Source organism: Providencia sp. wls1922 (assembly GCF_009706505.1).
GTDB lineage: Bacteria > Pseudomonadota > Gammaproteobacteria > Enterobacterales > Enterobacteriaceae > Providencia > Providencia lanzhouensis.
In genome coordinates, this window is record NZ_WLUG01000049.1 from 1 (window position 1) to 25,051 (window position 25,051).

The window sequence follows — 25,051 nt, forward strand, 5'->3', positions numbered from 1 at the left end:
TCGTGACAACGGATGCGCATTATAGGGAGCTCGAAAAATCTCGCAAGTGTTTTTTTTAAAATAATTTCCAATTGCTGATTTATCACCCAAAATGGTTACTTTGTGATGCTTTTTAAGGCTTTTGGCAGGTCTGCAAGACTATTAATCACCAAATCTGCACTCGCAATAGCGTCATCTGTAACAGGTTCGCCACTTTTTACTAACACATTTGTACCCACAAGAGCCGCTTTACCCGCTTGCATATCTGCAAGTTTGTCGCCAACCATAATAGAAGAAGTCATATCAATGTTTAAAAATTGCTGGGCATCTAAAAGCATTCCCGGTTTTGGTTTGCGGCAATTACATTCTTGCTTATATTCTTCTACTGTTGCATCTGGGTGATGAGGACAGAAGTAGATACCATCTAAATCAACACCGCGGTCAGCTAGAGACCAATCCATCCACTCAGTCAGTGTCATAAACTGGTCTTCGGTATAAATACCACGACCGATACCAGATTGATTAGTCACGACAACTAATGCATATCCCATCTTTTTGAGTTCAATCATGGCTTCAATTGAGCCTTCGATAAATTCGAAGTCATCAATTTGATGTACATAACCATGGTCGATATTAATTGTGCCATCTCTATCTAGAAAGATTGCTGGAATGCCTTTGCTCACTGCTTTACTCCTCAAACTGAAATGGTTTTTAGTATCTCATGAAAAGAAATGAAATGAGAATAGAATAAATCCATCAAACTTTATTGACTTAGACGTCTAGACGCCTTAACATCCAATACAAGTTAGATACAGTATCTTGAATATAATTCGTCAGAGAATAGAAGATAGAATGATAAAGCTCTCAAATATTAATAAAGTGTTCCAGCAAGGAAACCGCAATATACAGGCGCTGACTGATATCAGCCTGCATGTTCCTGCTGGTCAAATATATGGTGTCATTGGTGCATCCGGCGCAGGTAAAAGTACCTTAATTCGTTGTGTGAATATGCTGGAGCGTCCAACATCAGGGCAAGTCATTGTTGATGGACAAGATTTAACGTCTCTGCCTGAGAAAGAAGTCACAAAAGCACGCCGTAGAATTGGCATGATCTTTCAGCACTTCAACTTATTATCTTCACGCACTGTGTTTGATAACGTGTCGTTGCCATTAGAATTAGACAATACACCGAAAGAGACCATTAAACAGCGCGTTGATGAATTATTAGAGTTAGTCGGTTTATCTGAAAAGAAAGATGCTTATCCAGCAAACCTTTCTGGTGGTCAAAAACAGCGTGTGGCTATTGCCCGTGCCTTAGCAAACTCACCAAAAGTATTACTGTGTGATGAAGCAACAAGTGCATTAGATCCAGCAACGACGCGCTCTATTTTAGAATTATTGAAAGATATCAACCGTCGCTTAGGTTTAACCATCTTATTGATCACCCATGAGATGGATGTCGTGAAACGTATTTGTGACCAAGTGGCAGTGATCAGTGGCGGTCAGCTTATTGAGCAAGATAAAGTGAGTGAAGTTTTCTCTCACCCTAAAACGCCAGTTGCTCAAGCATTTATTAAGTCAACGTTAGTTATTGATATTCCTGATGACTATAAAGAACGTTTGCAGCCAGAGTCGGGTAAAGATCTCTCTCCGTTATTGAAACTGGAATTCACAGGGCAATCGGTGGATGCGCCATTAATCTCAATGGCCGTACGTAAATTTGATATCGATATTAATATCTTAAGCTCTCAGATTGATTATGCCGGTGGCGTTAAATTCGGTGTAATGCTGGCTGAATTACACGGCTTAGAAAATGGCATTGAGTCCACTATTACATTTTTGAAAGAGCACCATGTGAAAGTTGAGGTTTTAGGTTATGTCTGAGGGAATGATTTCACTGCTTATTTCAGGAACGATTGATACCATTATCATGACTTTCGTTTCTGCAATTTTAGGTTTTATTTTAGGTATCCCGACAGGCGTCCTACTTTATGTCACTCGTCGTGGGCAAGTCATGGAAAATACCGTTCTGTATAGCGTTATTTCTGCTGTCGTGAACATATTCCGTTCAATACCGTTTATTATTTTATTAGTCTGGATCAGCCCTTTTACCAAATTCATTGTAGGTTCTGCGATTGGTATTGAAGGTGCGATTGTTCCATTAACTGTTGGCGCAATTCCGTTTATTGCTCGCATGGTTGAAAACGCATTATTAGAAGTGCCGAATGGTTTAATTGAAGCATCACGCGCTATGGGTGCAACTCCGTTACAGATTATTCGCAAAGTATTACTGCCAGAATCTTTACCGGGGTTAATTAACGCAGCAACCATTACATTAATTATGTTAGTCGGTTATTCCGCAATGGGCGGTGCAGTGGGTTCCGGTGGATTAGGACAAATTGCAATGCAATATGGGTACTATACTTATAATCCATTAGTTATGAATACCGTTCTGGTTCTATTGATTGTCTTAGTATTCATCATTCAGTTCACGGGTGAATATCTAATGAAAAAAGTGTCGCATAAATAGTCCGTAATCTAGATAGTCAGAAACAATAGCAGCGCCAAAAAACGCTACACAGTAGTTAAGGTGCTATAAATAGTGTCTAAAGGGGTAAATTATGTCTATTAAGTTAAAATCAATTGCAGTAGTTGGCGCGCTGTTAGGAACATTAGCTCTCGCTGGCTGTGGTGAAAAACAAAAAGATCCAAATAGCATCAAAGTCGGTGTGATCATGGGCAAAGAGTTTGAAGTTGCTGAAGTTGCACAAAAAGTTGCTAAAGAAAAATATGGTCTGAATGTTGAATTAGTTTCTTTCAATGACTTCGTACTACCAAACGAAGCATTAAGCAAAGGTGATATTGATGCTAACGCATTCCAGCATAAACCTTATTTGGATCAGCAAATTAAAGACCGTAACTACAAATTAGTTCCTGTTGGAAATACCTTCATTTATCCAATTGCAGGATATTCTAAACAAATTAAATCCATTGATGAATTGGCTGACGGTTCACAAGTAGCGCTGCCAAATGACCCAACTAACTTAGGTCGTTCATTACTGTTACTGCAAAAACAAGGTTTGATTAAGTTAAAAGATGGCACAGGTTTAATGCCTACCGTGTTGGATGTTGTTGAAAATCCAAAAGGCTTAAAATTTGTTGAATTAGAAGCGCCACAGTTACCACGTGCTCTGGATGATCAAAAAATTGCATTGGCTATCATCAACACAACTTGGGCTAGCAGTGCAACACCAAAACTGACTCCAGCAAAAGATGGTCTGTTTGTTGAAGATAAAGATTCTCCATATGTGAACATTATTGTGGCTCGTGAAGATAATAAAGATAGCGAGAATGTGAAGAAGTTTATTCAAGCATATCAATCTAATGAAGTGGCAGAAAAGGCCAACGAAGTTTTCGATGGTGGAGCAGTTAAAGGCTGGTAAGCTTTTCTCTTAAAAAAAATGTGTATAAAATGCTAGGTGACTTTATGTCACCTAGTTTTTTTGTATCATACCGACAAGCATTAAACCGATTTGTTTCAAATAAATTAGCTTTAAACCGATTACATAATTAATGCGCTAGCGCAGATAATAAAAAGGTAATATTTATGAGATTGTTTTTGCTCGCCCTCGCTACATTTGTTTTAGCTGGGTGCGGAATTAATCAATACACCAGTCCAAGCATGAATAAAGGGTTTTCGAGCATGAAATTATCGAAACCTTTACCTGTCGAAACTGAAGAAGATGTCAGCGCAGAAAACATTAAATTAATGAACAGCCCTGAAGAATTATTAGGAATGCCATTTCGTGACTTAGGTATTGTATCTGGTGAGTCATGCAGAAAAAATGCAAAGAGTCCCCCGATTAACCTTGATTCAGCTAAAAACAGTATGTTGACGCAAGCCGCTTATATCGCTGCAGATGCAGTGTTATTACATCAGTGCCAAACCAAATCAGCACCGGGTTGTTACCAAGCAACGGTATGTGAAGGTAGCGCACTTAAAATTGTTGAATAATCAACTTATGCAATCTTTTCAATTTAATGTTATCGGGCATATCGAATCCCCTTATAAAGAAAAGTTTGCTATTCCTCGCCAGCCTGGGCTGGTTCAAAACGGCTTTGGGCGTTTGCATTTACATCCGCCATACAATGACCCCAATGCCGTTAGAGGATTAACTCAATTTAGTCATATTTGGGTGTTGTTTGTTTTTCACCAAACGATAGAAGGTGGCTGGAAATCGCTAGTACGCCCTCCCCGCTTAGGTGGTAACGATAAAATGGGTGTGTTTGCCACTCGTTCAACATTTCGACCAAACCCGATTGGGATGTCGTTAGTTGAATTAAAAGATGTGACTATCGAAAACAACCAAGTCATCCTTGAACTCGGTAGCCTAGATTTAGTTGATGGCACACCAGTGATAGATATCAAACCGTATCTACCTTTTGCTGAAGCTATCACAACCGCCAAAGCAGGTTATGCTCAAGAAGCACCCTCAGAAGATATGCAGGTTATATTTAGCACACAAGCTCAGCTTGAATGTGATAAATACCAATCTCACTATCCTGGATTAGCGTCTTTTATTGAGCAAGTATTAAAGCAGGACCCACGTCCTGCCTATAAGAAACAATCCAATGAAGCCCGTGATTATGCGGTTCATTTATTAGATTTCAATGTACGCTGGCGAGTGACTAATAATATCACTGAAGTGTTTGCCATCGAACGTAATGAAAAATCGCGTTAACCTCTTTTGACAAAGCATCGTCACTGGTAGACTAGCTGTTTATTCCGCTGCTTAGCAGCTTTAAATTATTGGGTAGGCATAAGCCCTACCATAATTTGTTGTTCTAATGGAACCTATACAATGCGTACTAGCAAATATCTGCTCTCAACTCTAAAAGAGACCCCTGCGGATGCAGAAGTTATCAGCCACAAGCTGATGCTGCGTGCAGGGATGATCCGTAAACTTGCTTCTGGTCTGTATGACTGGTTACCCACAGGCGTGCGTGTTCTGCGTAAAGTAGAAAACATCGTTCGTGAAGAAATGGAAAATGCAGGCGCTATCGAGGTATCTTTACCCGTCGTTCAACCTGCTGACTTATGGCAAGAAAGTGGACGTTGGGAACAATATGGCCCTGAGTTACTGCGCTTTGTAGATCGTGGTGAACGTCCTTTTGTTTTAGGTCCAACCCACGAAGAAGTTATCACTGATTTAGTGCGTAACGAGATCACTTCATACAAACAATTACCATTGAATTTATTCCAAATTCAAACCAAATTCCGTGATGAAGTTCGTCCTCGCTTCGGTGTAATGCGTTCTCGTGAATTTATCATGAAAGATGCATACTCGTTCCACACAAGCCAAGAGTCATTGCAAGAAACTTACGATGCAATGTACCAAGCTTATAGCAAAATTTTCACCCGTATTGGCTTTGATTTCCGTGCAGTACAGGCAGACACCGGTTCTATCGGTGGTAACGCTTCTCACGAATTCCAAGTCTTAGCACAAAGCGGCGAAGATGATGTTGTCTTCTCCACTGAATCTGATTTTGCAGCCAATATCGAATTTGCTGAAGCGGTTGCGCCAAGTGTTCAACGTGCAGCGCCAAGCCAAGAGATGCATTTAGTTGATACACCAAATGCAAAAACGATTGCTGAATTAGTTGAACAGTTCAATCTGCCAATCGAGAAAACAGTTAAGACTCTGATTGTCCATGCCGAGAAAGACTCTGGTCATACTTTAGTTGCTCTGTTAATTCGTGGCGACCATGAACTTAATGAAATTAAAGCAGAAAAACACCCATTAGTGGCAAGCCCACTGCAATTTGCATCAGAAGAAGAGATCCGTAAAGCTGTTAACGCAGGTCCTGGCTCTTTAGGTCCTGTGAAAATGCCAATGCCAATCGTCATTGACCGCAGCGTTGCGGTGATGAGTGACTTTGGTGCAGGTGCTAATATTGATGGTAAACACTACTTTGGCATCAACTGGGAACGTGATCTCCCACTGCCGGAAGTTTACGACCTGCGTAATGTGGTAGCGGGTGACCCAAGTCCAGATGGTAAAGGTACCCTGTTAATCAAACGCGGTATCGAAGTGGGCCATATCTTCCAGTTAGGCACAAAATATTCTGAAGCAATGAAAGCCTCTGTGCAGAATGAAGAAGGTCATAACCAAATCGTGACAATGGGTTGCTATGGTATTGGTGTAACACGTATTGTTGCAGCTGCGATTGAGCAAAGCCACGATGAGCGCGGTATTGTATGGCCTGACGCTATCGCACCGTTCCACGTTGCTATCCTGCCAATGAACATGCATAAGTCTTATCGCGTTAAAGAAGTTGCTGAAAAACTGTATGCAGACCTGAAAGCACAAGGCATCGATGTTATTTTTGATGACCGTAAAGAGCGTCCGGGTGTGATGTTTGCCGATATGGAACTGATTGGTGTTCCGTACACTATCGTCATTGGTGATCGTAATTTAGATACTAACCAAGTTGAATATAAATCACGCCGCAGTGATGACAAACAACTAGTTGGTTTAGATAACGTCGTTAGCTTCCTAAAAGAAAAATTAGCTAAATAACCGTTACGTTAGCCTAAATAAAAAGCTCAGAGTTCAGTTTTACTGTCTCTGAGCTTTTTTATTACCACTAAGCCTTTTTACAATATAACCAAAACGAATTCAGGTTATTTGCAGGAGCGGGTTTTATCAAACTGAATATTCCCTGTAGGAATAAATGCAGAATCAAATTGACCGTCTTCCATTGATGGGCGAATTGAATAGAAACCATCCACTTCTAAATACACTGGCGTACCGCCATCCACATCGGTATCACTATAGGCTTTCTCTAGCTCAATACCTGACGTTGCATATTTACGCCCAGAACCACATTCAGTAAATACAGCAGCATCCGCCATATAACGATATTCGCCACGCTTTTTACTTGGAGTGACCTGTTTTAAGGTATGGTTCATTGAGCTCTCAATCGCCTTGCCTTCTAAATCTAGCAGTGTGATTGACTGGTTATCAGGAGATTGTGCAAAGTATGTACGTTCTGCTTTTGAGTTAGTTAATGTTAATACATTTTCCGTGCTAGACCAGTTCCCTGTTTCATGGAACATTTGGTTTCCTTCACGGGTTTCTAAATAAAGCAGTTGCTCAACATAGCTACCATCTGGATTAACTAATAGTGTTGCTTCAATTCCCGAACAATCCGCACAAGGAAGTACACCACTATAAACATGGTCTACAGGCGCAAAATTTGCTTCATTGACACTACTTTGACAGCCGGATAATGCCACAGCACCCGCTGAAATAAGAGCTAATAAAAGTACTTTCTTCATTATAATTCCCTTCAGATCATTCAATTATCACTGTTTCGCTTATTAAGACATCATAACATCTCAACCAATAAAAAAATAAGGTATGCAAAAGTTTACAATCGGATAAATAACCAGCTAAAGATATCAGTTTAGTGAATAAGAATTTTCCTTTTCCCACGTCACTGATTATAGTTATTAAATTACTATGCTATTATCGAGCCAAGCACTTTTGATTTAGCTTTTTATTTCATCGGTAAATGCTTAGCCGATAATGCTTAGTCGATAAATGCTAGAGTTTTTAGATAATACAAACATGTTCAAGGCGGCAATAACCGCCACTAACACAGTGGTGAGGGAATATGTCTACAGATAATGAATATCAACCAATCAATTGTGATGATTACGAATATCTAGAAATCGCATGCCAGCGTCAATTAAAGCTGCAAATTAAGCTTAATGACGGCGAGAATATTGAAGGGCAAGCCAGTGATTTGCTCCTACGAAAAAAAATTGAGTACCTCGTCCTGATCACACAGGAAGGCACTAAGGAGCTAAGACTGGATATTATCTCATCCTTCAGTCATCCTGAAATCGGCACTATCGTTGTCGACCACTCCCACTAATACTCGTTTTTCTGAGTTTCTTCTATGCCCCTTATGATAGTCACAGTCATAAGGGGTTTCTACTTTTTGGGTAGTCTATGCAGCTTATTCGCAGGAAAACTCATTGGTATTTATCCAATGTTCGGAATTTTGCCAATCAATAGCAATCCCAACAGTGTCTTCTCCCACAAATCCATCAGGAGTAATAAAACATCCCACGGCACAAATTAGTGTTTCGTTATAGTAAATCAGCGGGGTTCTTTCTCGCATCCATGGAGCAACACCCAATTCTTGCCAAATCTTTTTACTACTGCGTGAATGATGGCGACCAACAATATTTAGTGAGCCTTGCAATCCAAAGCGAATTGTCACTTTTTCCGTTTCTTGTGGTGGGCGGATCTGCCCTTCTCCATCCATCACAACCAGTGTTCCCAGTGATTCAGGTAAGAGATAAGCCTCTGGATAATTCCACTGATACTGTTTTCCCATCAGGCTATTAATGCGCTTAACCACCCACAGAGCCCCTTGATAACGGCGAATTTCCACATCACCCAAGCGACAGATAGGTTCTGCATCCTGCCGGGCAAGTGCCACTTCCTGCCAAATTCGTTCTAATTGATTAAATGGCGGCATAGCAAGTTGGTGAAGACCAATCCATCTGCGGATCAAGGCGTTACGCTTGGCTACTGAACAATGGATAAGCCCATCGATGTATAATCCACCGCGATAATCAATAATGTCATCAAGGGAATCTTGTAGCAGTTCATCCAGTAATGCTTCTTGTTCTGCGCATAATAATGCGCTTCGGGAAACTGCATTCGCAAAATGAGGCCAGCGTTCAGATAATCTTGGCATAATATTCAAACGCAAGAAGTTACGATCATATCGGTCATCTTGATTACTATCATCTTCAACCCAAGGAAGTTGATGTTCCGTTCGATAGTTTTCTAATTCATGGCGAGAAATAGAAAGCAAAGGACGTAATAGAACTGTTTTTCCACTTTTTGCTTGAAAAGAAAGTGATTCCGGCATCGCGGAAAGCCCTGCGGGGCCGCTTCCGCGTTTAAGTGCCAGCATAAAGGTTTCTGCTTGGTCATCAAGATGCTGAGCCGTCACCAAAATTTCATCTTCGAGTAGCTCATCACGATATGCCTGATAACGTTCAGTTCTTGCAGCCGCTTCAACACCAATCTGAGCGCTATCTACAGTTACATGCTGGCAAATAAACGGAATATCCCATTGTTGGCATAATGAAGCGCAGTGAGCTTCCCATTTGTCCGCTTGAATATTTAAACCATGATGAATATGAATTGCGCGGATTTGGAGTAAAGGATTTATGCTATTTTTGATTTGATAAAGGGCATGCAACAGTACGGTAGAATCAATGCCACCACTGAATCCAACCAGAATTTTTTGATAGTTTTTTATTTTACTGTAAACGTGCTCAACAATAATTGCTGATTTTTCGGCCATTAACCTGCCCTTCCCCATTATTTTTACGATTTTTCTAGCGCTAGAACATAATATACCGAACATAATCACAAGAAAAATCTGCATCAATATTTAAGGATATTCAGATGTAAATGGGGTGCAAGGGAAAAGATATCGAGTTAGCAAGAAAAACCCCGCCTAAGCGGGGAAGAAAAAATTAACGGTACCACTACAATGCAATATTACCGCTTTAGTTCTATGTCAGCCGATGTACCTCTTACCGAGTTTCCGTTTTCGAACTGAATGACAATAGTCATATAAATGGTGTCTCCAATACTGCTAACTGCATTAGTCCCAAACTTAATCGAACTGCCATCATCAGTTACTGGTGAATTAATTTCAGTCTTACCACCAATAGAATAATGCATTGATTTCTTTCTATAACCACTTCTTTTTAGGTATTCATGAGTGCTTATTGACCTAGGCTGGCCATAACCAAGGTGTGCATAGTCTATCTCCATATTGTATCCATATCCGGAACGATCCCCTATCTGGTTGCCGTTAAATATCCGTATTTTGGATGACTCCAGTATTTTTTCTACTGTGACTTTATTCGATTGAGCTTCAATCCCCGTATTCGGCGTACCACTTAGTGCGCGAGGGGTGACGTTAAAAGAAATTGTGCACCCTACATCGACGTCTTTTATGGTATACGTTTTGGTCGTCGTCAGATTTTGAATATAGCACTTTGGATAATTAAGGTTCTGAACATTGATTAATAAAAATGAAAACTAAAGTATGAGCCATAAAAAACGGGAGCTGGCTAAACCGACTCCCGTTTCAAAATAGGCTGGATTACACTTAATAGGTTAGCTAATTAGCAGTAACCATATCCCATCAGACGTTGATAACGACGATTTTTCAATGCTTCTTCATCCAGAGTTTCTAACTCATTCAAGTCTTGCGTGATTTGTGCTTTCAGAGATTCCGCAATTTCATCGTAATTACGATGAGCGCCGCCCAGAGGTTCAGGGATCACGCTATCAATCAGCTTCAGCTCTTTCAAGCGAGGCGCCGTAATACCCATCGCGTCAGCCGCTAATGGTGCTTTATCAGCACTTTTCCACAGAATAGATGCACAACCTTCTGGTGAGATAACGGAATAAGTGCTGTATTGCAGCATATTCACTTTATCACCCACACCAATCGCTAACGCACCACCTGAACCGCCTTCACCGATCACGGTACAGATCACCGGAACGGATAAGCGAGACATTTCACGTAAGTTACGCGCAATCGCTTCGGATTGACCGCGCTCTTCTGCACCAACACCCGGATATGCACCCGGTGTATCGATAAACGTAATAATTGGCAGGTTAAAACGCTCAGCCATTTCCATCAGACGCAGTGCTTTACGGTAGCCTTCTGGTGCTGGCATACCAAAGTTACGGCGAATTTTCTCTTTCGTTTCACGACCTTTTTGATGACCAATAACCATCACAGGGCGCCCATCTAAACGAGCTAAACCACCAATAATCGCTTTGTCATCGGCATACGCACGATCACCCGCTAATTCTTGGTAATCTGTAAAAATGCGAGAAATGTAATCCAAAGAGTATGGACGACGAGGGTGACGAGCGAGTTTAGCAATTTGCCAAGCCCCCAGATCAGAGAAAATCTTACGTGTCAGTTCAACACTTTTTTCACGTAAACGAGCAACCTCTTCATCCAGGTTGACTTCTAAGTTGTTATCTTGACGGCTAACTGCAGTTAGGGAATCGATTTTCGCCTCTAATTCAGCAATCGGCTGTTCAAAATCAAGAAAGTCCAGACTCATAATATTCCTATTTTAGTCAAATTCTAATTCTACCTGCTCACTACCCAGCAGAGTTCGAAGGTCGTTCAGAAGGGGATCCACGGGTGTTACACGCCAAACAACGCCAAACTTAAGCTTAGCTCTGGCATCATCCTTCTGATAATACAAGTGAACCGGTATCGTGCCTGAACGGTGAGGTTCAAGCGCATTACGAAGCCGATTCAGTAATTGATCGTTAATCTGTTTATCGGACAGTGAAATTGCAAGGCCGCGCACATACTTTTCCCTTGCTTCTCCGATATCCATCAATTCGCGCACTGTCATTTTATTACCACCATTGAAATCATCAAAGCTGACCTGACCGGTGGCAATTAAAATATTGTCTTTTTCCAACATATGTTGGTATTTATCCAGCGCATCTGAAAATAACATAATATCCAGACGACCGGAACGATCATCGAGTGTGCAAATCCCAATTCGGTTTCCACGTTTGGTTGTGATCACTTTGGCAGAGAGCACTAAACCTACCACAGTTGTCACTTGACCACGAGGGGTTGGGTTCACATCTTTCAATCTCAAACCATTTGTATAACGCTCTATCTCACTTAAGTATCGCGTTATTGGGTGACCTGTCAAATAGAGCCCCAAAGTTTCGCGCTCACCTTCTAGCACAACTTGCTCAGGCCACTTCGGCACACTCGCATAAGAACTTTCAACCTGCTCAGGGGCTTCTGCAAGCACCCCAAACATATCCCCTTGCCCGATAGCTTCTGCTTTCGCATGCTGATCTGCCGCTTTTAATGCGTCTTCAAGGGATGACATCAACGCCGCTCGGTGAGGACCTAAATGATCGAATGCCCCTGCCATGATCAGCTTTTCCATCACTCGGCGGTTAATCTTTTTAATATCCACTCGAGCACAAAGATCGAAAATTTCTTTAAAGATCCCGCCTTGTTGGCGAGCTTCAATAATCGCTTCGATTGGGCCTTCTCCAACGCCTTTAATTGCGCCGATGCCGTAAACTATCTCACCTTCATCATTCACATGGAAGTGATATAACCCACTATTGATATCTGGTGGCAATACTTTCAAGTCCATACGCCAACATTCATCAACCAGTCCGACTACTTTTTCCGTGTTATCCATATCCGCAGTCATTACTGCAGCCATAAATTCAGCCGGATAGTGGGCTTTTAGCCATAATGTTTGGTACGAAACCAGCGCATAGGCAGCGGAGTGTGATTTGTTAAATCCATAACCGGCGAATTTTTCCACCAAGTCAAAGATTTTCATCGACAACTCACCATCTACCCCGTTTTTGATGGAACCTTCCTCAAAAACGGAGCGCTGTTTTGCCATTTCTTCAGGTTTCTTTTTACCCATCGCACGACGCAACATATCCGCGCCACCGAGGGTATAACCGGCTAAAACCTGAGCAATCTGCATAACCTGTTCTTGGTATAGGATAATACCATAAGTTGGCTCTAGAACAGGTTTTAATGATTCGTGCTGCCAATTTACATCAGGATATGAGATCTCTTCACGACCATGTTTACGGTCGATAAAGTTATCTACCATCCCCGATTGCAGCGGACCTGGGCGGAATAACGCCACCAGAGCGATCATATCTTCAAAACAGTCCGGTTGCAGGCGTTTAATCAGATCCTTCATTCCTCGGGATTCTAATTGGAATACCGCCGTGGTTTCTGAACGCTGCAACATGTCGAAGCTTTTCTTATCCTGTAAAGGAATAGCTGCAATATCAATCGGCTCTAAATTTTTCTTGGCTCGACGGGCATTGATCATCTCCAATGCCCAGTTAATAATGGTCAGCGTACGCAGACCTAGGAAGTCGAATTTTACCAAGCCAGCATATTCGACATCGTTTTTATCGAATTGTGTAACGGGGTTATTGCCTTCAGCATCGCAATAGAGCGGTGCAAAATCCGTAATTTTAGTTGGTGCAATAACTACCCCACCGGCGTGCTTACCGGCGTTACGCGTTACCCCTTCAAGCTTACGCGCCATATCGATTAGCGCTTTAACCTCTTCATCTGCTTCATAAATTTCAGGCAGCTGCGGTTCTGCTTCAAAGGCTTTTTCAAGGGTCATTCCCGGATCAGGGGGAACGAGTTTAGAAATTCGGTCAACGAAACCATAAGGGTGCCCCAGCACCCGTCCCACGTCACGAATAACAGCTTTTGCTGCCATCGTACCAAAGGTAATAATCTGGGATACCGCGTCTCGCCCATACATTTGAGCAACGTGATCAATAACTTGGTCACGTTTTTCCATACAGAAGTCAACGTCAAAGTCTGGCATTGATACCCGCTCAGGGTTCAAGAAACGCTCAAACAGCAGGTCAAGTTCAAGTGGGTCTAAGTCAGTGATTTTTAGTGCATAAGCCACTAAAGAGCCCGCACCTGAGCCTCGCCCTGGACCAACAGGAACACCGTTATCTTTCGACCACTGAATAAACTCCATTACGATCAAGAAGTAGCCAGGGAATCCCATTTGGTTGATAACGTTGAGTTCGATTTCTAAACGTTCATCATATTCAGGGCGTCTTTCTGCTCGGACTTTTTCATCTGGGAATAAGAATTTAAGGCGCTCTTCCAGACCTTCTTTTGAACGCATAACCAGAAAGTCTTCCGTTTCCATATCCCCTGTCGGGAATTTCGGTAGGAAATATTCACCAAGACGAATAGTGACGTTACAGCGCTTAGCAATCTCTACACTATTTTCTAATGCTTCAGGGATGTCGGCAAACAGCTCGCACATCTCTTCTTCAGTACGTAAGTATTGCTGAGGACTATAATTTTTTGGACGCTTCGGATCGGCTAACGTGAATCCATCATGAATAGCGACACGAATTTCATGGGCATCAAAATCGCTGCTTTCAATGAAACAGACATCGTTGGTAGCCACTACAGGCAGACCACGCTGAGTTGCTAATTCGACAGCAGCATGTAGGTAGCTCTCTTCATCAGGTCGCCCAGTACGAATAAGCTCAAGATAGTAAGCATCAGGAAAGTGGGTTTGGTAGAACGCTAAACTTTCATCCACTAGTGCTTGGTTACCGCGGAGTAAAAACTGCCCCACATCCCCTTTTCGACCGCCTGATAGCAGGAGCAAACCCTCTTTATGTTTGACGAGCCAGTCACGATGAATCGTGGGACCAATTGCGCCATAACCTTTTTGGTAAGCTTCGGAGATGAGTAAGGTGAGGTTTTGATAGCCTTCGTTGTTGCGAGCCAGAACCGTTAAGTGAGCAACCTCATCACCAAGTTGCTCACTTTCCATATAAAAATCAGCCCCAATGATCGGCTTGATACCTGCACCATGAGCCGCACCATAAAACTTCACTAACCCACAAAGGTTAGTAAAATCCGTGATGGCAAATGCAGGCATGCCCATGGCGGCGACTTTTTTCACTAATGGAGCGGTTTTCGCCAGCCCATCAATCATGGAGTAGTCACTGTGAACACGTAGATGAATAAAACGAGGAGAAGCCATTAACTTTATACCTATTTTTCTTATGCCGACTATTTAATGTCTAACGCACGTCTTACAGGCGCGAAGCTTTTACGGTGAAATTCGGTAGCGCCAAACTCAGCTAATTTTTCTAAATGATACGCTGTAGGGTAGCCTTTGTGTTTCGCAAAACCATATTCAGGGAAAGCTTTATCAAGCTCGACCATTTCTCTATCTCGAATCACTTTAGCCAGAATTGATGCAGCGCTGATCTCTTGGACTAAACTATCACCTTTGACAACAGCCTGTGATGGCATGGTCAATTTAGGGCAGCGGTTGCCATCCACTAAGACGAATTCTGGTTGAATTGAAAGGCCTTCTACCGCTCTTTGCATTGCCAACATAGTCGCATGCAATATGTTGAGTTGGTCAATTTCCTCAGGTTCTGCACGGCCAATGCACCAACACAGTGCTTTTTCTTTGATCTCATCGAACAACTTTTCACGCTTTTTTTCGCTAAGTTTTTTCGAGTCAGCAAGTCCTGCTATTGGGTTATTAGGATCTAAAATAACCGCTGCAGTCACTACAGCGCCCACTAAAGGTCCACGCCCCACTTCATCAACGCCAGCAATTAAGTTGGCTTTCGGGTATATAAATTCCATTATTTTCTAACCAAATCTAATACAGCATCAGCGGCTTGTTGGTCTGCATCACAACGAATCAGTTGATGCAATTGTAAGAAAGTTTCCTTCAGCGCGTCTACTTGCTCTCCGCCTTCCAACAATGGAAGTAACTGGTCTGCAAGCTGCTGTGGCTGGCACTCTTCTTGGAGTAATTCTTTCACGATTTCTTTCCCTGCCAATAAATTTGGCAAAGAAACATAAGGCGTTTTGACTAAGCGCTTGGCAAGCCAGAATGTGAAAGGCTTCATGCGATAACCCACTACCATTGGGCATTTGGTTAGCATACATTCTAAGGCCGCGGTGCCAGAAGCAAGTAATGTCGCATCTGCTGCGGTCATTGCATCGCGAGCCTGTCCGTCCAAAATATGGACATTCAACTCTGGAGCAACCTGTTGTTTTATTTCATCGAATTGCTGGCGGCGTTTCTGATTTACCAGAGGCACGACAATATGTAGATCGGCAAAGTGGCTACTTAATAGTGTAGCGGTTTTTAAGAAATCAGCGCTAAGCATTTCGACTTCAGAATGGCGACTTCCCGGTAACAATGCTAAACATTTTGCAGTTACGGGGATATTTAAACGTTCACGCGCAGCCTGTTTATCAGGGTTTAAGGGGATTGAATCCGCCATGGTGTGCCCAATAAAACGGCAAGGGACATCAAAACGGTCATAAAATGCTTTCTCAAATGGGAGAAATGCTAAGACTAAATTTGTGGAACGACCAATTTTGAATACGCGCTTTTGGCGCCATGCCCAAACAGATGGGCTGACATAATGAATGGTTTTAATGCCTTTGGATTTTAAGCGACCTTCAAGGGTGATATTGAAATCAGGCGCATCAATGCCAACAAACACATCAGGTTGTAACTCAGTAAAACGCTGAGTTAAATCTTTACGGATGGATAATAAACGAGGTAAACGACCAAGGACTTCAACAATCCCCATGACGGCGAGCTCTTCCATTTCATACCAAGCTTCACAACCTTCTGCTTGCATGAGAGGACCTGCAACACCGACAAAACGGGCATTGGGGACTTGTTGTTTTAAGGCGCGGATAAGTCCTGCGCCTAAGATATCACCAGAGGTTTCTCCGGCAACAAGGCCAATAGTAAGTGGGCGGTTGCTATTCACCAAAATTCGCTCCTTATTAAAGGCCTTTTCTTGTATTCATCTGCAGCAGCAAAAATTAACGAATAATTCCGCGCTTAGATTGTGCTGAGTCTTCTAAGAAATCACTAAATACTTTGACGTGTTCGTCAGTTTTTGCCATTTCAGCAATTTCTTCACGTGCTTCTTCCAAAGACTTCCCTGAGCGGTATAACGTTTTGTAGGCGTTACGAATAGCGTGCAGAGATTCTTTTTCAAAACCACGGCGTTTTAAACCTTCAAGGTTTAAACCAAATGGAGTTGCATGGTTGCCCTGTGCAATAACGTATGGAGGTACGTCTTGTGCAACACCAGAGCATCCACCGACCATTACGTGCGCACCAATCTGACAGAATTGATGCACCGCAGTCATGCCACCAATAATAGCGAAATCACCAAGAGTGACGTGACCACCTAACGTTCCGTTATTCGCGATAATACAGCGGTTACCAATGATGCAGTCATGCGCAATATGGACGTTAACCATCAGTAAGTTATCATTACCAATTTTAGTTAGGTCACCGCCTTGTGTGGTTCCACGGTGGATAGTCACACTTTCACGGATGCGGTTACGGTCGCCAATCTCAACGCGAGTTGGCTCACCTTGGTATTTCAGGTCTTGGTTAATTTCACCAATCGAAGCAAATTGAAAAATAACGTTGTCACGACCAATTTTCGTGTGTCCGTTTACAACAACGTGAGATTTCAGCTCAGTACCTTCACCAATTTCAACATTAGCGCCGATATAGCAAAAAGGACCAATGCGTACATTGGCACCAATAACAGCTCCATCTTCTACAATAGATGAGGGATGAACATAGGCAGTTTTGTCAATCATATCAGACCTCACGACGACGGGCGCACATCATTTCTGCTTCGCAGGCCACTTCTCCATCAACTTTTGCTACACCTTTAAAACGTGCAACACCGCGACGTTCTTTGATAAATTCAACTTCCAGGATCATTTGATCTCCTGGCAGAACTGGACGTTTAAAGCGTGCGTTATCAATCGCTGCAAAATAATACAGCTCGCCAGGTTCAAGTTTGCCTACGCTTTTAAATGCAAGGATACCCGTAGCCTGAGCCATTGCTTCTAAAATTAAAACACCTGGGAAAATTGGTTTGCTCGGGAAATGTCCCTGAAAGAATGGCTCGTTAAAAGAGACGTTCTTTACCGCGCGCAAAGATTTACCTTCTTCAAAATCCAATACACGGTCAACCAAAAGGAATGGGTAACGGTGCGGAAGTAGTTCTAAGATTTCTTCTATATTCAGAGTATGATTATCACTCATCGAAATACTCTTCCTGTCTATTAATACTATTTAATTAATGAATCGGCCCGCTTTAACTCAATAGCGAGTTAACAGGCAGGCCGGAAAAAATGTAACTCAAGAAACTATTTTAGCTTGAATTACCAAATAATTACTGATTTTTTTGATTTTGGCTATCTAATTCACGTTCAAGTGTTTTTAGACGCTTATTCATCTCATTGATGCTTAAGACTAAAGCTGCGGTTTTACGCCATGCTTTATTCGGCTGTAAAGGAATACCGGAAGAGTAAACTCCTGGCTCAGTAATTGGTCGCATGACCATTCCCATACCTGTTACGGTAACCTTGTCACAGATTTCCATATGACCATTGATAACACTGGCTCCGCCAATCATACAATAGCGACCGATTTTTAAACTACCAGCCATAATGACGCCACCCGCAACTGCGGTATTATCGCCTATTGTTACATTGTGCGCAATTTGGCATTGGTTATCGATGATAACGCCATTGCCAATGACTGTGTTATCTAATGCGCCACGGTCAATTGTTGTACACGCACCGATCTCAACACGAGATCCGATGATCACGGTACCTAATTGTGGGATCTTGATCCAATTACCACGATCATTGGCATAACCAAAGCCATCAGAACCGATCACTGTGCCTGACTGGATTAAGCAACTTTCCCCAATCTCAACATGATGGTAAACACTGACATTCGCCCATAAACGGGTGCCTGCACCAATGCGGGTATTTTTACCAATAAAACAACCTGCACCAATCACAACGTTATCGCCTAGCACAACGCCACTTTCGATAACGGCATTCGCGCCAATTGCGACATTCTGACCAAGCTGGGCATCATCAGCAATGACCGCTGACGCATGGATATTCTCAGCAGGGGCTGGAGTGGTATCCATAATTTGCGCCATGTGCGCATAAGCAAGGTAAGGATTATCTACAACCAGTGCAGCAACCTTACAAGCACTCAGATCTTTTTCAGTTAATACCACAGCAGCAGCTTGGCAATCTGCCAACTTATCGCTGTAACGGCTATCAGATAAAAAAGTAATCTGCTGATTATTCGCTGAATACATCGGTGCAATACCGGTGATGACGATATCGCCATCACCGTGTAACTGTGCATTCAACTGCTGAGCAAGGTCAGCTAATCGAATTGAAGACATCTATTATTTAACCTGTTTTTGAACCTGACTGGTGATATCGATACCATCTTTTGCATACGCAACTGCGTTTGCATCGATAACAACATCATAGCCTTCTTTCGCTGCAACAGATTTAATAGAATCTTGGATACGGCTCAGGATTTTATTACGCTCTTCAGCTTGACGACGACGATTGTCTTCTTCAAATTTCTGAGCTTTCTCAGCGAACTGGTCACGTTTAGTGATTAATTCTTTTTCCTGCTTTTCACGATCGCTAGTGCTCATAGTCGCGCCGTCACGACGCAGTTTTTCTACGCGTGATTGCAGATCTTTTTCCAGATTCTGCAGTTCAGTAGCACGGCTTTTGAATTCACTCTCAAGCTGTTTAGCAACGGCTTCACGAGCAGGCATGTTCTGGAAAACTTCGCCAACATTAACGATAGCGATTTTTTCAGCATACGCACCCGCAGACATTGCTAAAGCAATACTTACACCCGCTGCACACAACAATTTTTTCACACTAAACTCCTTAACCCATTCTTATGGCTGGAAATTTTGGTAGCCCTCATTATTTTATGAGGGCTGATTTCGATAGAGACTGAATTATTACCAAGTTCTACCAATATTAAATTGGAACTGTTCTGATTTGTCGCCTTCGTAATCCTTGATAGGTTGCGCATAGGAGAAGACCAGAGGCCCAAGTGGCGAAATCCACTGTAAAGCAATACCCGTAGAAACACGGACGTTAGTTGCTGTACCGTAGTCAGGCATACCTGCACGCCATGCTGGGTTAATACTGTTCCAGTTGGTATCCCATACGGTTCCCGCATCTACAAACAGAGATGTACGGATCGTATTCGCATATTTTTCGTCGATAAATGGCGTTGGTGTAATCAGCTCAAATGAACCTGCATACATCGCGTTGCCACCAACCGCATCGCTGGATGGGCTACCTGGCTCAGGACCATCTTTGCCATCTACATTCTTCAGATATACAGCTTTCGGACCGATGTTATTTGAACGGAAACCACGGATAGTGCTAGAACCCCCTGCATAGAAGTTCTCATAGAATGGCATTTGTTTGCTACCAATACCATCACCATAACCCGCCTGCGCGCGACCTAACACAACCCATGTTTCATCATCATTCAATGGGAGATATTGGGCAGTATCAAAACGCAGTTTGTAGTATTCGTTATCAGAACCTGGGACAGTAATTTTGCCTGAAACACTGGTTTTGTTACCCGATGTTGGGAAGAAACCACGGTTTAAGGAGTTATATGTCCAACCTAAGTTTAGCGTAAAGTCATCAGCTCTGAAGCTTTCTTTGTTACGACCATCTTTAGTCACCGGTGGGTTTTCACCCATAGATTGTAGATAGTCCCACATTGCAGCTTGCGCACGCATGTCAGACAGGTCGTTATGAACATAACCCGCACCAATACGGAAGGAGTTATTTTCATTGAATGGGAAGCTTAATGTGCTATCTAAACCATACGTTTTGTTGTTATAGCCAGATAAGTCCGCATCTTTCGCACTAAAGTCGTTATAGAAAATACGTCCACCCAGACTCACACCGTTTACAGTGAAGTAAGGGTCTGTCATTGAAAACTCTACGTTTGTTGAGTAGTCATTTCGGCTCGCGTTAATACCAACCGCATTACCTGTACCCAACCAGTTATCCTGAGTTACACCAACTTGGAAGCTAACGCCACTTTCAGTACCGAAACCAACACCAAAGTTCATTGAACCAGTGTTACGTTCTTTAACCTTATAGATAACATCAACTTGGTCTGGGCTACCCGGAATGCGCTGAGTTTCAACATCAACAGTTTCGAAGAAACCAGTACGGTTCAGACGCTCTTTACCTAATTCAACTAAATCGTTACCTAACCAAGCACCTTCCATTTGGCGCATTTCACGGCGTAAAACGGAATCTTTACTGGTATCATTGCCTTGGAAACGAATTTGGCGAACATAGAAACGGTTACCTGCATCAACGTTAACATGCAGCTTAACTGTCTTATCAGCGTCATTAATTTCAGGCTGAGTCATTACGCGCGGATAAGCGTAACCATAACGACCAAACAGGTCTTTAATTTGGTTTTCCATCTGAGTCACTTGCGCACCATTGTATAACTCACCTGGTGTAATAGTGATCAGCTCTTGGATATCCGCTAAATGCTCTGCCGTATTACCATTAACGTCAACGCCAGAAATCTTATATTGATCTCCTTCAGTGACATTAATCGTAATGTAGATATCTTTCTTGTCCGGTGTCAGACTCACTTGCGTTGAGTCGATATTGAAACGTGCATAACCACGATCAAGGTAGAAACTGCGCAGGGTTTCTAAGTCACCCGCCAATTTTTGTTTTTGATATTTTTGGTCAGCCGCCAGGTTCCACCATGGCACATCGTCACGTAATTGGAGCTTATTCACCAATTCCGCTGTTGAGTAGTTTTTATTACCCACAATGTTGATCTGCTGGATTTTTGCAGACACGCCTTCAGAGAACACAAATTTTAAATCCACGCGGTTACGTGGTAATGGAGTGACCACCGCTTTTACTGTCGCGTTGTATTTACCAACACTGTAATAAAAGTCCTCTAAACCTTTTTCAATATTCGCAATTTTAGTGCGGTCTAATGCTTCACCCACACGGACATTGGATGCTTCCAAGTTCTGCTTTAGCATGTCATCTTTTACAGATTTGTTACCTGTAAAAGTGATACTCGCGATGGTTGGTCGTTCTTTAACTTGAACGATCAGCGTATTTCCATCACGCAGGACCCTAACATCTTCGAAGTTACCTGTAGAGAATAGCGAACGAATCGAACGACTGATATCTTCGTTATCGATTGAATCCCCGACCCTGACAGGCATGTTCAATAATGCTGCACCAACGGCGACGCGTTGTAGACCTTCGAAACGAATGTCTTTAACTACGAATCCGTCTGAACCGTATGCAGTGGCGCTACCTAAAAGCAGCGACGCTATGAGCAACTTTTTCATCGCCATCGTTGTTATGCGTATTCCTTACTGGTCCCAAGCTTACAAAATTAGAAGCGAGAGAAATCATTAAAAAGTGCAAGTCCCATTAACAGAATCAATGCCATTGCACCAATTCGAAAACTAAAGTCTTGTACTCGCTCAGACACTGGACTCCCTTTAATTTTTTCAATTAATAAGAAGAGTAAGTGCCCCCCATCTAACACAGGCAATGGAAATAGATTGATGATGCCTAAGTTCACGCTAATCAGCGCAATAAACATCAGATAATATACCAAGCCTGACTCCGCCGAAACCCCCGCACCTTTTGCGATAGATACCGGCCCGCTCAAGTTATTGAGTTTGACATCCCCAACAACCAGTTTACCCATCATATTGACTGTCAGTTTCATCAACTGCCAAGTCTTGTCGCTAGCTTGAAACAGTGCAGATACAGGGTTGTATTGCTGCACCATTTTATATTCATCAGCTAACGGTAATACAGTTAGTTCGACACCTGCAACGCCAAAACGCTCACCTTTTTTACCTTCCTGAACATCAGGAACCAAGGTTAAATCAATCAATGTCGAATCACGTTGCACGGCTAATTTTAATGGTGTCCCCGGATTATTTCGGATTATTCTCGTCACTGGATTCCAAGTATCCAGTAGCTCTCCGTTGACACTAATAATTCTATCTCCCGGTTTTAAACCGGCACGCTCGCCCGCTAAGCCTTCCGTCACTTTATGGATGACAGGGTCAACCTTCGCAGACACTGGCATAATCCCTATTGATAAAATAGGATCCTGCTTTTCAGGGTCAAACTGCCATGCGCTTAAATCCACTGTTTTAGAAACCGGTTCATTATATCCTTGAGGTAAAACTTGTGCAGTAAATTCCCTATCACCAATTTTACTCACTAGCGCTAAACGAACTGAATTCCAATCAGGTGTTTCGATACCGTCTATCGATTTTAGTTCCATCTGAGGCTCAAAATTTGCCTCAGCAGCAATAGAATTTGGCTTAATGCTATCAATGACTGGGCGAACAGATGGAATCCCAATCATAAAGACAATCCAGTAGACAACAATAGCAAGCAAAAAGTTCGCAAGAGGCCCCGCGCTAATAATGGCGGCACGTTGTCCAACAGTCTTATTATTGAAAGCTAAATGACGGCGTTCTGGGCTTACTTCACCAACACGCTCATCGAGCATTTTGACGTAGCCACCAAGCGGGATCAGCGCTAAAACAAACTCTGTCCCATGTTTATCGACTTTACGCCATAGCGTTTTACCAAACCCTATAGAGAACTTTTCAACGTAAACACCGCAACGGCGCGCGACCCAATAATGCCCAAATTCGTGCACCGTAATCAGCACACCAATCGCAATAATAAACGCCGCTAAGCTCCAAATAAATCCCATTAATCTTCCTAAAGACCAAAACCGTTAAAAACTAACAAATTCAGCCCTGCAAATACAGGGATTGCCGCAGTTAGGCTATCAATTCTATCGAGTATTCCACCGTGACCTGGAATTAAATGACTACTGTCTTTAATACCGGATTGGCGCTTAAACATACTCTCCGTTAAGTCACCAAACACAGATACTACAACAACAATAATTGAAGTCACTAGTAAATAATCTGGCATTGCTGGGATTGGCGCATATAAGCTAAATAACCATGAGATAATTCCAGCGGTAATTAAACCACCGATTAACCCTTCCCATGTTTTACCTGGAGAAACTTTTGGTGCCATTTTATTGCGACCAATAGTACGTCCAAACGCATAAGCACCGGAGTCTGCACCCCATACCAATAACATAACGTAGAGCAGCCACCATGCCCCTACAGAGGTATCTGCTTGGTAACCAATGGTTCTTAATACCATCATGCCGCTATAGAAAGGCACGATAGTTAATACACCAAACAGTAAGCGAATGATGACCGATTTACCCCATGAGGCAGAGGCTGGGTATGTCACAACCAATAAAATGGCGGCAATCCACCAGATTAAACCCGCCCATAGGCTATATAAAATAAACGGAGAACTTGAAAGAGCGGTCATGTCTGGTAAAGAAAATTGAATTGCGAGTAATACCGCCGCAAATACAACCGCTAAACCGATGCGTTTAGTTTGTGAATGCCATCCAGCAAATTGAGCCCATTCCCATGCGCCCAACGCACAGACAGCTATCACTACTAAACCGAAATTTGCTGGGGACAGTAAAAAAAGTGCAGCAATAACAATTGGAATTAAAATCACCGCAGTGAGTAAACGATACTTCAGCACATCCATCCCCTTTTATTTGACGAGTTCGTCATCTGATTCTGCTCCACCATAGCGCCGTTCTCGCTTGCTAAAAGCATCGACTGCATCCTGAAACACCATTTCATCAAAATCTGGCCATAAAACGTTGGTGAAATAAAATTCCGCATAAGCAACCTGCCATAACAAGAAATTACTAATGCGATGTTCTCCACCTGTACGGATCACCAAATCAACACACTCTTGGTCATGCATACAAACATGGTCGCTAATCGTACTTTCAGTTACGTCATCAATAGATAACTCACCACGACTCACTTTTTCATAAACTTGTTTAACGCTATTTACAATATCCCAGCGTCCACCGTAGTTAGCGGCAATATTCAGCTGTAAACCGGTATTACCTGCTGTTAATGCTTCCGCTTTATCAATTCTTTTTCTTAAGGTTTCACTAAAGCGACTAACATCACCAATAATTTTCAGTTTTACGTTATTTTTATGCAGGTTTTTGACTTCATTATCTAATGCAAAAACAAACAGATCCATCAACGAACTGACTTCTTTTTCTGGTCTTTTCCAATTTTCACTGCTGAATGCGTAAAGTGTCAGGGAACGAATATTATTCTTTACTGCAAAACGCACAGAACTACGTACAGATTCAACACCTGCTCGATGACCAGTAATTCTGAATTTTCCTCTCTGTTTTGCCCATCGCCCATTACCATCCATAATGATGGCAACATGCTTAGGCATCATAGAATCAGAGAGATTTTCACCACTAGAGTTCATTAAATGTTAATCCTTGTCTGTACTACTTGGGAAATCCGGCTCAATCATAACTCTTATGATTATAATTGCTGATAAGACACATCCTTAATATGCTTATTGTTGATAAGCTTTC

23 protein-coding genes are annotated in these 25,051 nt (G+C 42.4%); 7 read left to right on the forward strand and 16 right to left on the reverse strand.

The window, feature by feature from the left end:
- Nucleotides 1-95: 95 nt before the first annotated feature.
- The gene (gene gmhB, locus GKR71_RS03715; protein WP_036956395.1) at nucleotides 96-662 is read right to left on the reverse strand and encodes a D-glycero-beta-D-manno-heptose 1,7-bisphosphate 7-phosphatase; all 567 of its coding nucleotides are present in this window, start codon (nucleotides 660-662) and stop codon (nucleotides 96-98) included.
- A gap of 169 nt (nucleotides 663-831) precedes the next feature.
- Here gmhB and metN point away from each other — a divergent pair, with 169 nt between their 5' ends.
- The 6 genes from metN (at nucleotide 832) to proS (ending at nucleotide 6,560) form a co-directional block, all read left to right on the forward strand.
- The gene (gene metN, locus GKR71_RS03720; protein WP_036956393.1) at nucleotides 832-1,863 is read left to right on the forward strand and encodes a methionine ABC transporter ATP-binding protein MetN; all 1,032 of its coding nucleotides are present in this window, start codon (nucleotides 832-834) and stop codon (nucleotides 1,861-1,863) included.
- Nucleotides 1,856-2,509 (forward strand): methionine ABC transporter permease MetI, encoded by a 654-nt coding sequence (gene metI / locus GKR71_RS03725; RefSeq protein ID WP_036956392.1) that lies wholly within the window; start codon nucleotides 1,856-1,858, stop codon nucleotides 2,507-2,509. Before metN ends, metI begins: the two co-directional genes overlap by 8 nt.
- Before the next feature lie 91 nt (nucleotides 2,510-2,600).
- A complete protein-coding gene (locus GKR71_RS03730; protein WP_036956390.1) occupies nucleotides 2,601-3,422 on the forward strand; it encodes a MetQ/NlpA family lipoprotein in 822 nt (273 codons plus the stop codon).
- A gap of 260 nt (nucleotides 3,423-3,682) precedes the next feature.
- Nucleotides 3,683-3,994: an Rcs stress response system protein RcsF gene (gene rcsF / locus GKR71_RS03735; RefSeq protein ID WP_230082465.1), complete on the forward strand. Its 312-nt coding sequence runs from the start codon at nucleotides 3,683-3,685 to the stop codon at nucleotides 3,992-3,994.
- Nucleotides 3,995-4,001: 7 nt separating this feature from the next.
- Entirely contained in the window at nucleotides 4,002-4,721 is a 720-nt protein-coding gene (tsaA, locus tag GKR71_RS03740) for a tRNA (N6-threonylcarbamoyladenosine(37)-N6)-methyltransferase TrmO (RefSeq protein WP_154599815.1), read from the forward strand.
- 120 nt (nucleotides 4,722-4,841) lie between these two features.
- Entirely contained in the window at nucleotides 4,842-6,560 is a 1,719-nt protein-coding gene (gene proS / locus GKR71_RS03745) for a proline--tRNA ligase (protein WP_036956385.1), read from the forward strand.
- 104 nt (nucleotides 6,561-6,664) lie between these two features.
- Here proS and GKR71_RS03750 read toward each other — a convergent pair whose 3' ends face one another.
- A complete protein-coding gene (locus tag GKR71_RS03750; RefSeq protein WP_036956383.1) occupies nucleotides 6,665-7,321 on the reverse strand; it encodes a copper resistance protein NlpE N-terminal domain-containing protein in 657 nt (218 codons plus the stop codon).
- A gap of 338 nt (nucleotides 7,322-7,659) precedes the next feature.
- Between GKR71_RS03750 and rof the strand changes: the two genes are divergently transcribed.
- Nucleotides 7,660-7,923, forward strand: coding sequence for a Rho-binding antiterminator (gene rof / locus GKR71_RS03755; protein WP_006658392.1), 264 nt, complete (start codon nucleotides 7,660-7,662; stop codon nucleotides 7,921-7,923).
- A gap of 84 nt (nucleotides 7,924-8,007) precedes the next feature.
- Here rof and tilS read toward each other — a convergent pair whose 3' ends face one another.
- The 14 genes from tilS to uppS all read right to left on the reverse strand — a co-directional run bounded on the left by tilS (nucleotide 8,008) and on the right by uppS (nucleotide 24,939).
- Nucleotides 8,008-9,375 (reverse strand): tRNA lysidine(34) synthetase TilS, encoded by a 1,368-nt coding sequence (tilS, locus tag GKR71_RS03760; RefSeq protein WP_036956381.1) that lies wholly within the window; start codon nucleotides 9,373-9,375, stop codon nucleotides 8,008-8,010.
- Nucleotides 9,376-9,575: 200 nt separating this feature from the next.
- Nucleotides 9,576-9,854 carry a hypothetical protein gene (locus GKR71_RS03765; protein ID WP_036956380.1) on the reverse strand — a complete coding sequence of 93 codons (279 nt, stop codon included), beginning with the start codon at nucleotides 9,852-9,854 and terminating at the stop codon, nucleotides 9,576-9,578.
- A 356-nt stretch (nucleotides 9,855-10,210) separates the two neighbouring features.
- Nucleotides 10,211-11,170: an acetyl-CoA carboxylase carboxyl transferase subunit alpha gene (gene accA / locus GKR71_RS03770; RefSeq protein WP_036956378.1), complete on the reverse strand. Its 960-nt coding sequence runs from the start codon at nucleotides 11,168-11,170 to the stop codon at nucleotides 10,211-10,213.
- A gap of 12 nt (nucleotides 11,171-11,182) precedes the next feature.
- The gene (dnaE, locus tag GKR71_RS03775; RefSeq protein WP_154633957.1) at nucleotides 11,183-14,665 is read right to left on the reverse strand and encodes a DNA polymerase III subunit alpha; all 3,483 of its coding nucleotides are present in this window, start codon (nucleotides 14,663-14,665) and stop codon (nucleotides 11,183-11,185) included.
- Between the two features lie 29 nt (nucleotides 14,666-14,694).
- Complete coding sequence (gene rnhB, locus GKR71_RS03780; RefSeq protein WP_036956374.1) at nucleotides 14,695-15,285, reverse strand: ribonuclease HII; 591 nt, start codon at nucleotides 15,283-15,285, stop codon at nucleotides 14,695-14,697.
- A complete protein-coding gene (gene lpxB, locus GKR71_RS03785) occupies nucleotides 15,285-16,439 on the reverse strand; it encodes a lipid-A-disaccharide synthase (RefSeq protein ID WP_036956372.1) in 1,155 nt (384 codons plus the stop codon). The genes rnhB and lpxB overlap by 1 nt, the downstream gene beginning before the upstream one ends.
- A gap of 52 nt (nucleotides 16,440-16,491) precedes the next feature.
- The gene (gene lpxA / locus GKR71_RS03790; RefSeq protein WP_108478503.1) at nucleotides 16,492-17,289 is read right to left on the reverse strand and encodes an acyl-ACP--UDP-N-acetylglucosamine O-acyltransferase; all 798 of its coding nucleotides are present in this window, start codon (nucleotides 17,287-17,289) and stop codon (nucleotides 16,492-16,494) included.
- 1 nt (nucleotide 17,290) lies between these two features.
- Nucleotides 17,291-17,743 (reverse strand): 3-hydroxyacyl-ACP dehydratase FabZ, encoded by a 453-nt coding sequence (fabZ, locus tag GKR71_RS03795; RefSeq protein WP_006658399.1) that lies wholly within the window; start codon nucleotides 17,741-17,743, stop codon nucleotides 17,291-17,293.
- Nucleotides 17,744-17,873: 130 nt separating this feature from the next.
- Nucleotides 17,874-18,911 carry a UDP-3-O-(3-hydroxymyristoyl)glucosamine N-acyltransferase gene (gene lpxD, locus GKR71_RS03800; protein WP_108478502.1) on the reverse strand — a complete coding sequence of 346 codons (1,038 nt, stop codon included), beginning with the start codon at nucleotides 18,909-18,911 and terminating at the stop codon, nucleotides 17,874-17,876.
- Between the two features lie 3 nt (nucleotides 18,912-18,914).
- The gene (skp, locus tag GKR71_RS03805; protein ID WP_036956365.1) at nucleotides 18,915-19,409 is read right to left on the reverse strand and encodes a molecular chaperone Skp; all 495 of its coding nucleotides are present in this window, start codon (nucleotides 19,407-19,409) and stop codon (nucleotides 18,915-18,917) included.
- Between the two features lie 87 nt (nucleotides 19,410-19,496).
- Entirely contained in the window at nucleotides 19,497-21,911 is a 2,415-nt protein-coding gene (gene bamA / locus GKR71_RS03810; protein ID WP_036956363.1) for an outer membrane protein assembly factor BamA, read from the reverse strand.
- A gap of 41 nt (nucleotides 21,912-21,952) precedes the next feature.
- The gene (gene rseP / locus GKR71_RS03815; RefSeq protein WP_108478500.1) at nucleotides 21,953-23,305 is read right to left on the reverse strand and encodes a sigma E protease regulator RseP; all 1,353 of its coding nucleotides are present in this window, start codon (nucleotides 23,303-23,305) and stop codon (nucleotides 21,953-21,955) included.
- 8 nt (nucleotides 23,306-23,313) lie between these two features.
- Nucleotides 23,314-24,180 carry a phosphatidate cytidylyltransferase gene (gene cdsA, locus GKR71_RS03820; RefSeq protein ID WP_154599812.1) on the reverse strand — a complete coding sequence of 289 codons (867 nt, stop codon included), beginning with the start codon at nucleotides 24,178-24,180 and terminating at the stop codon, nucleotides 23,314-23,316.
- Nucleotides 24,181-24,186: 6 nt separating this feature from the next.
- Nucleotides 24,187-24,939, reverse strand: coding sequence for a polyprenyl diphosphate synthase (gene uppS, locus GKR71_RS03825; protein WP_036956360.1), 753 nt, complete (start codon nucleotides 24,937-24,939; stop codon nucleotides 24,187-24,189).
- Between the last annotated feature and the right edge of the window lie 112 nt (nucleotides 24,940-25,051).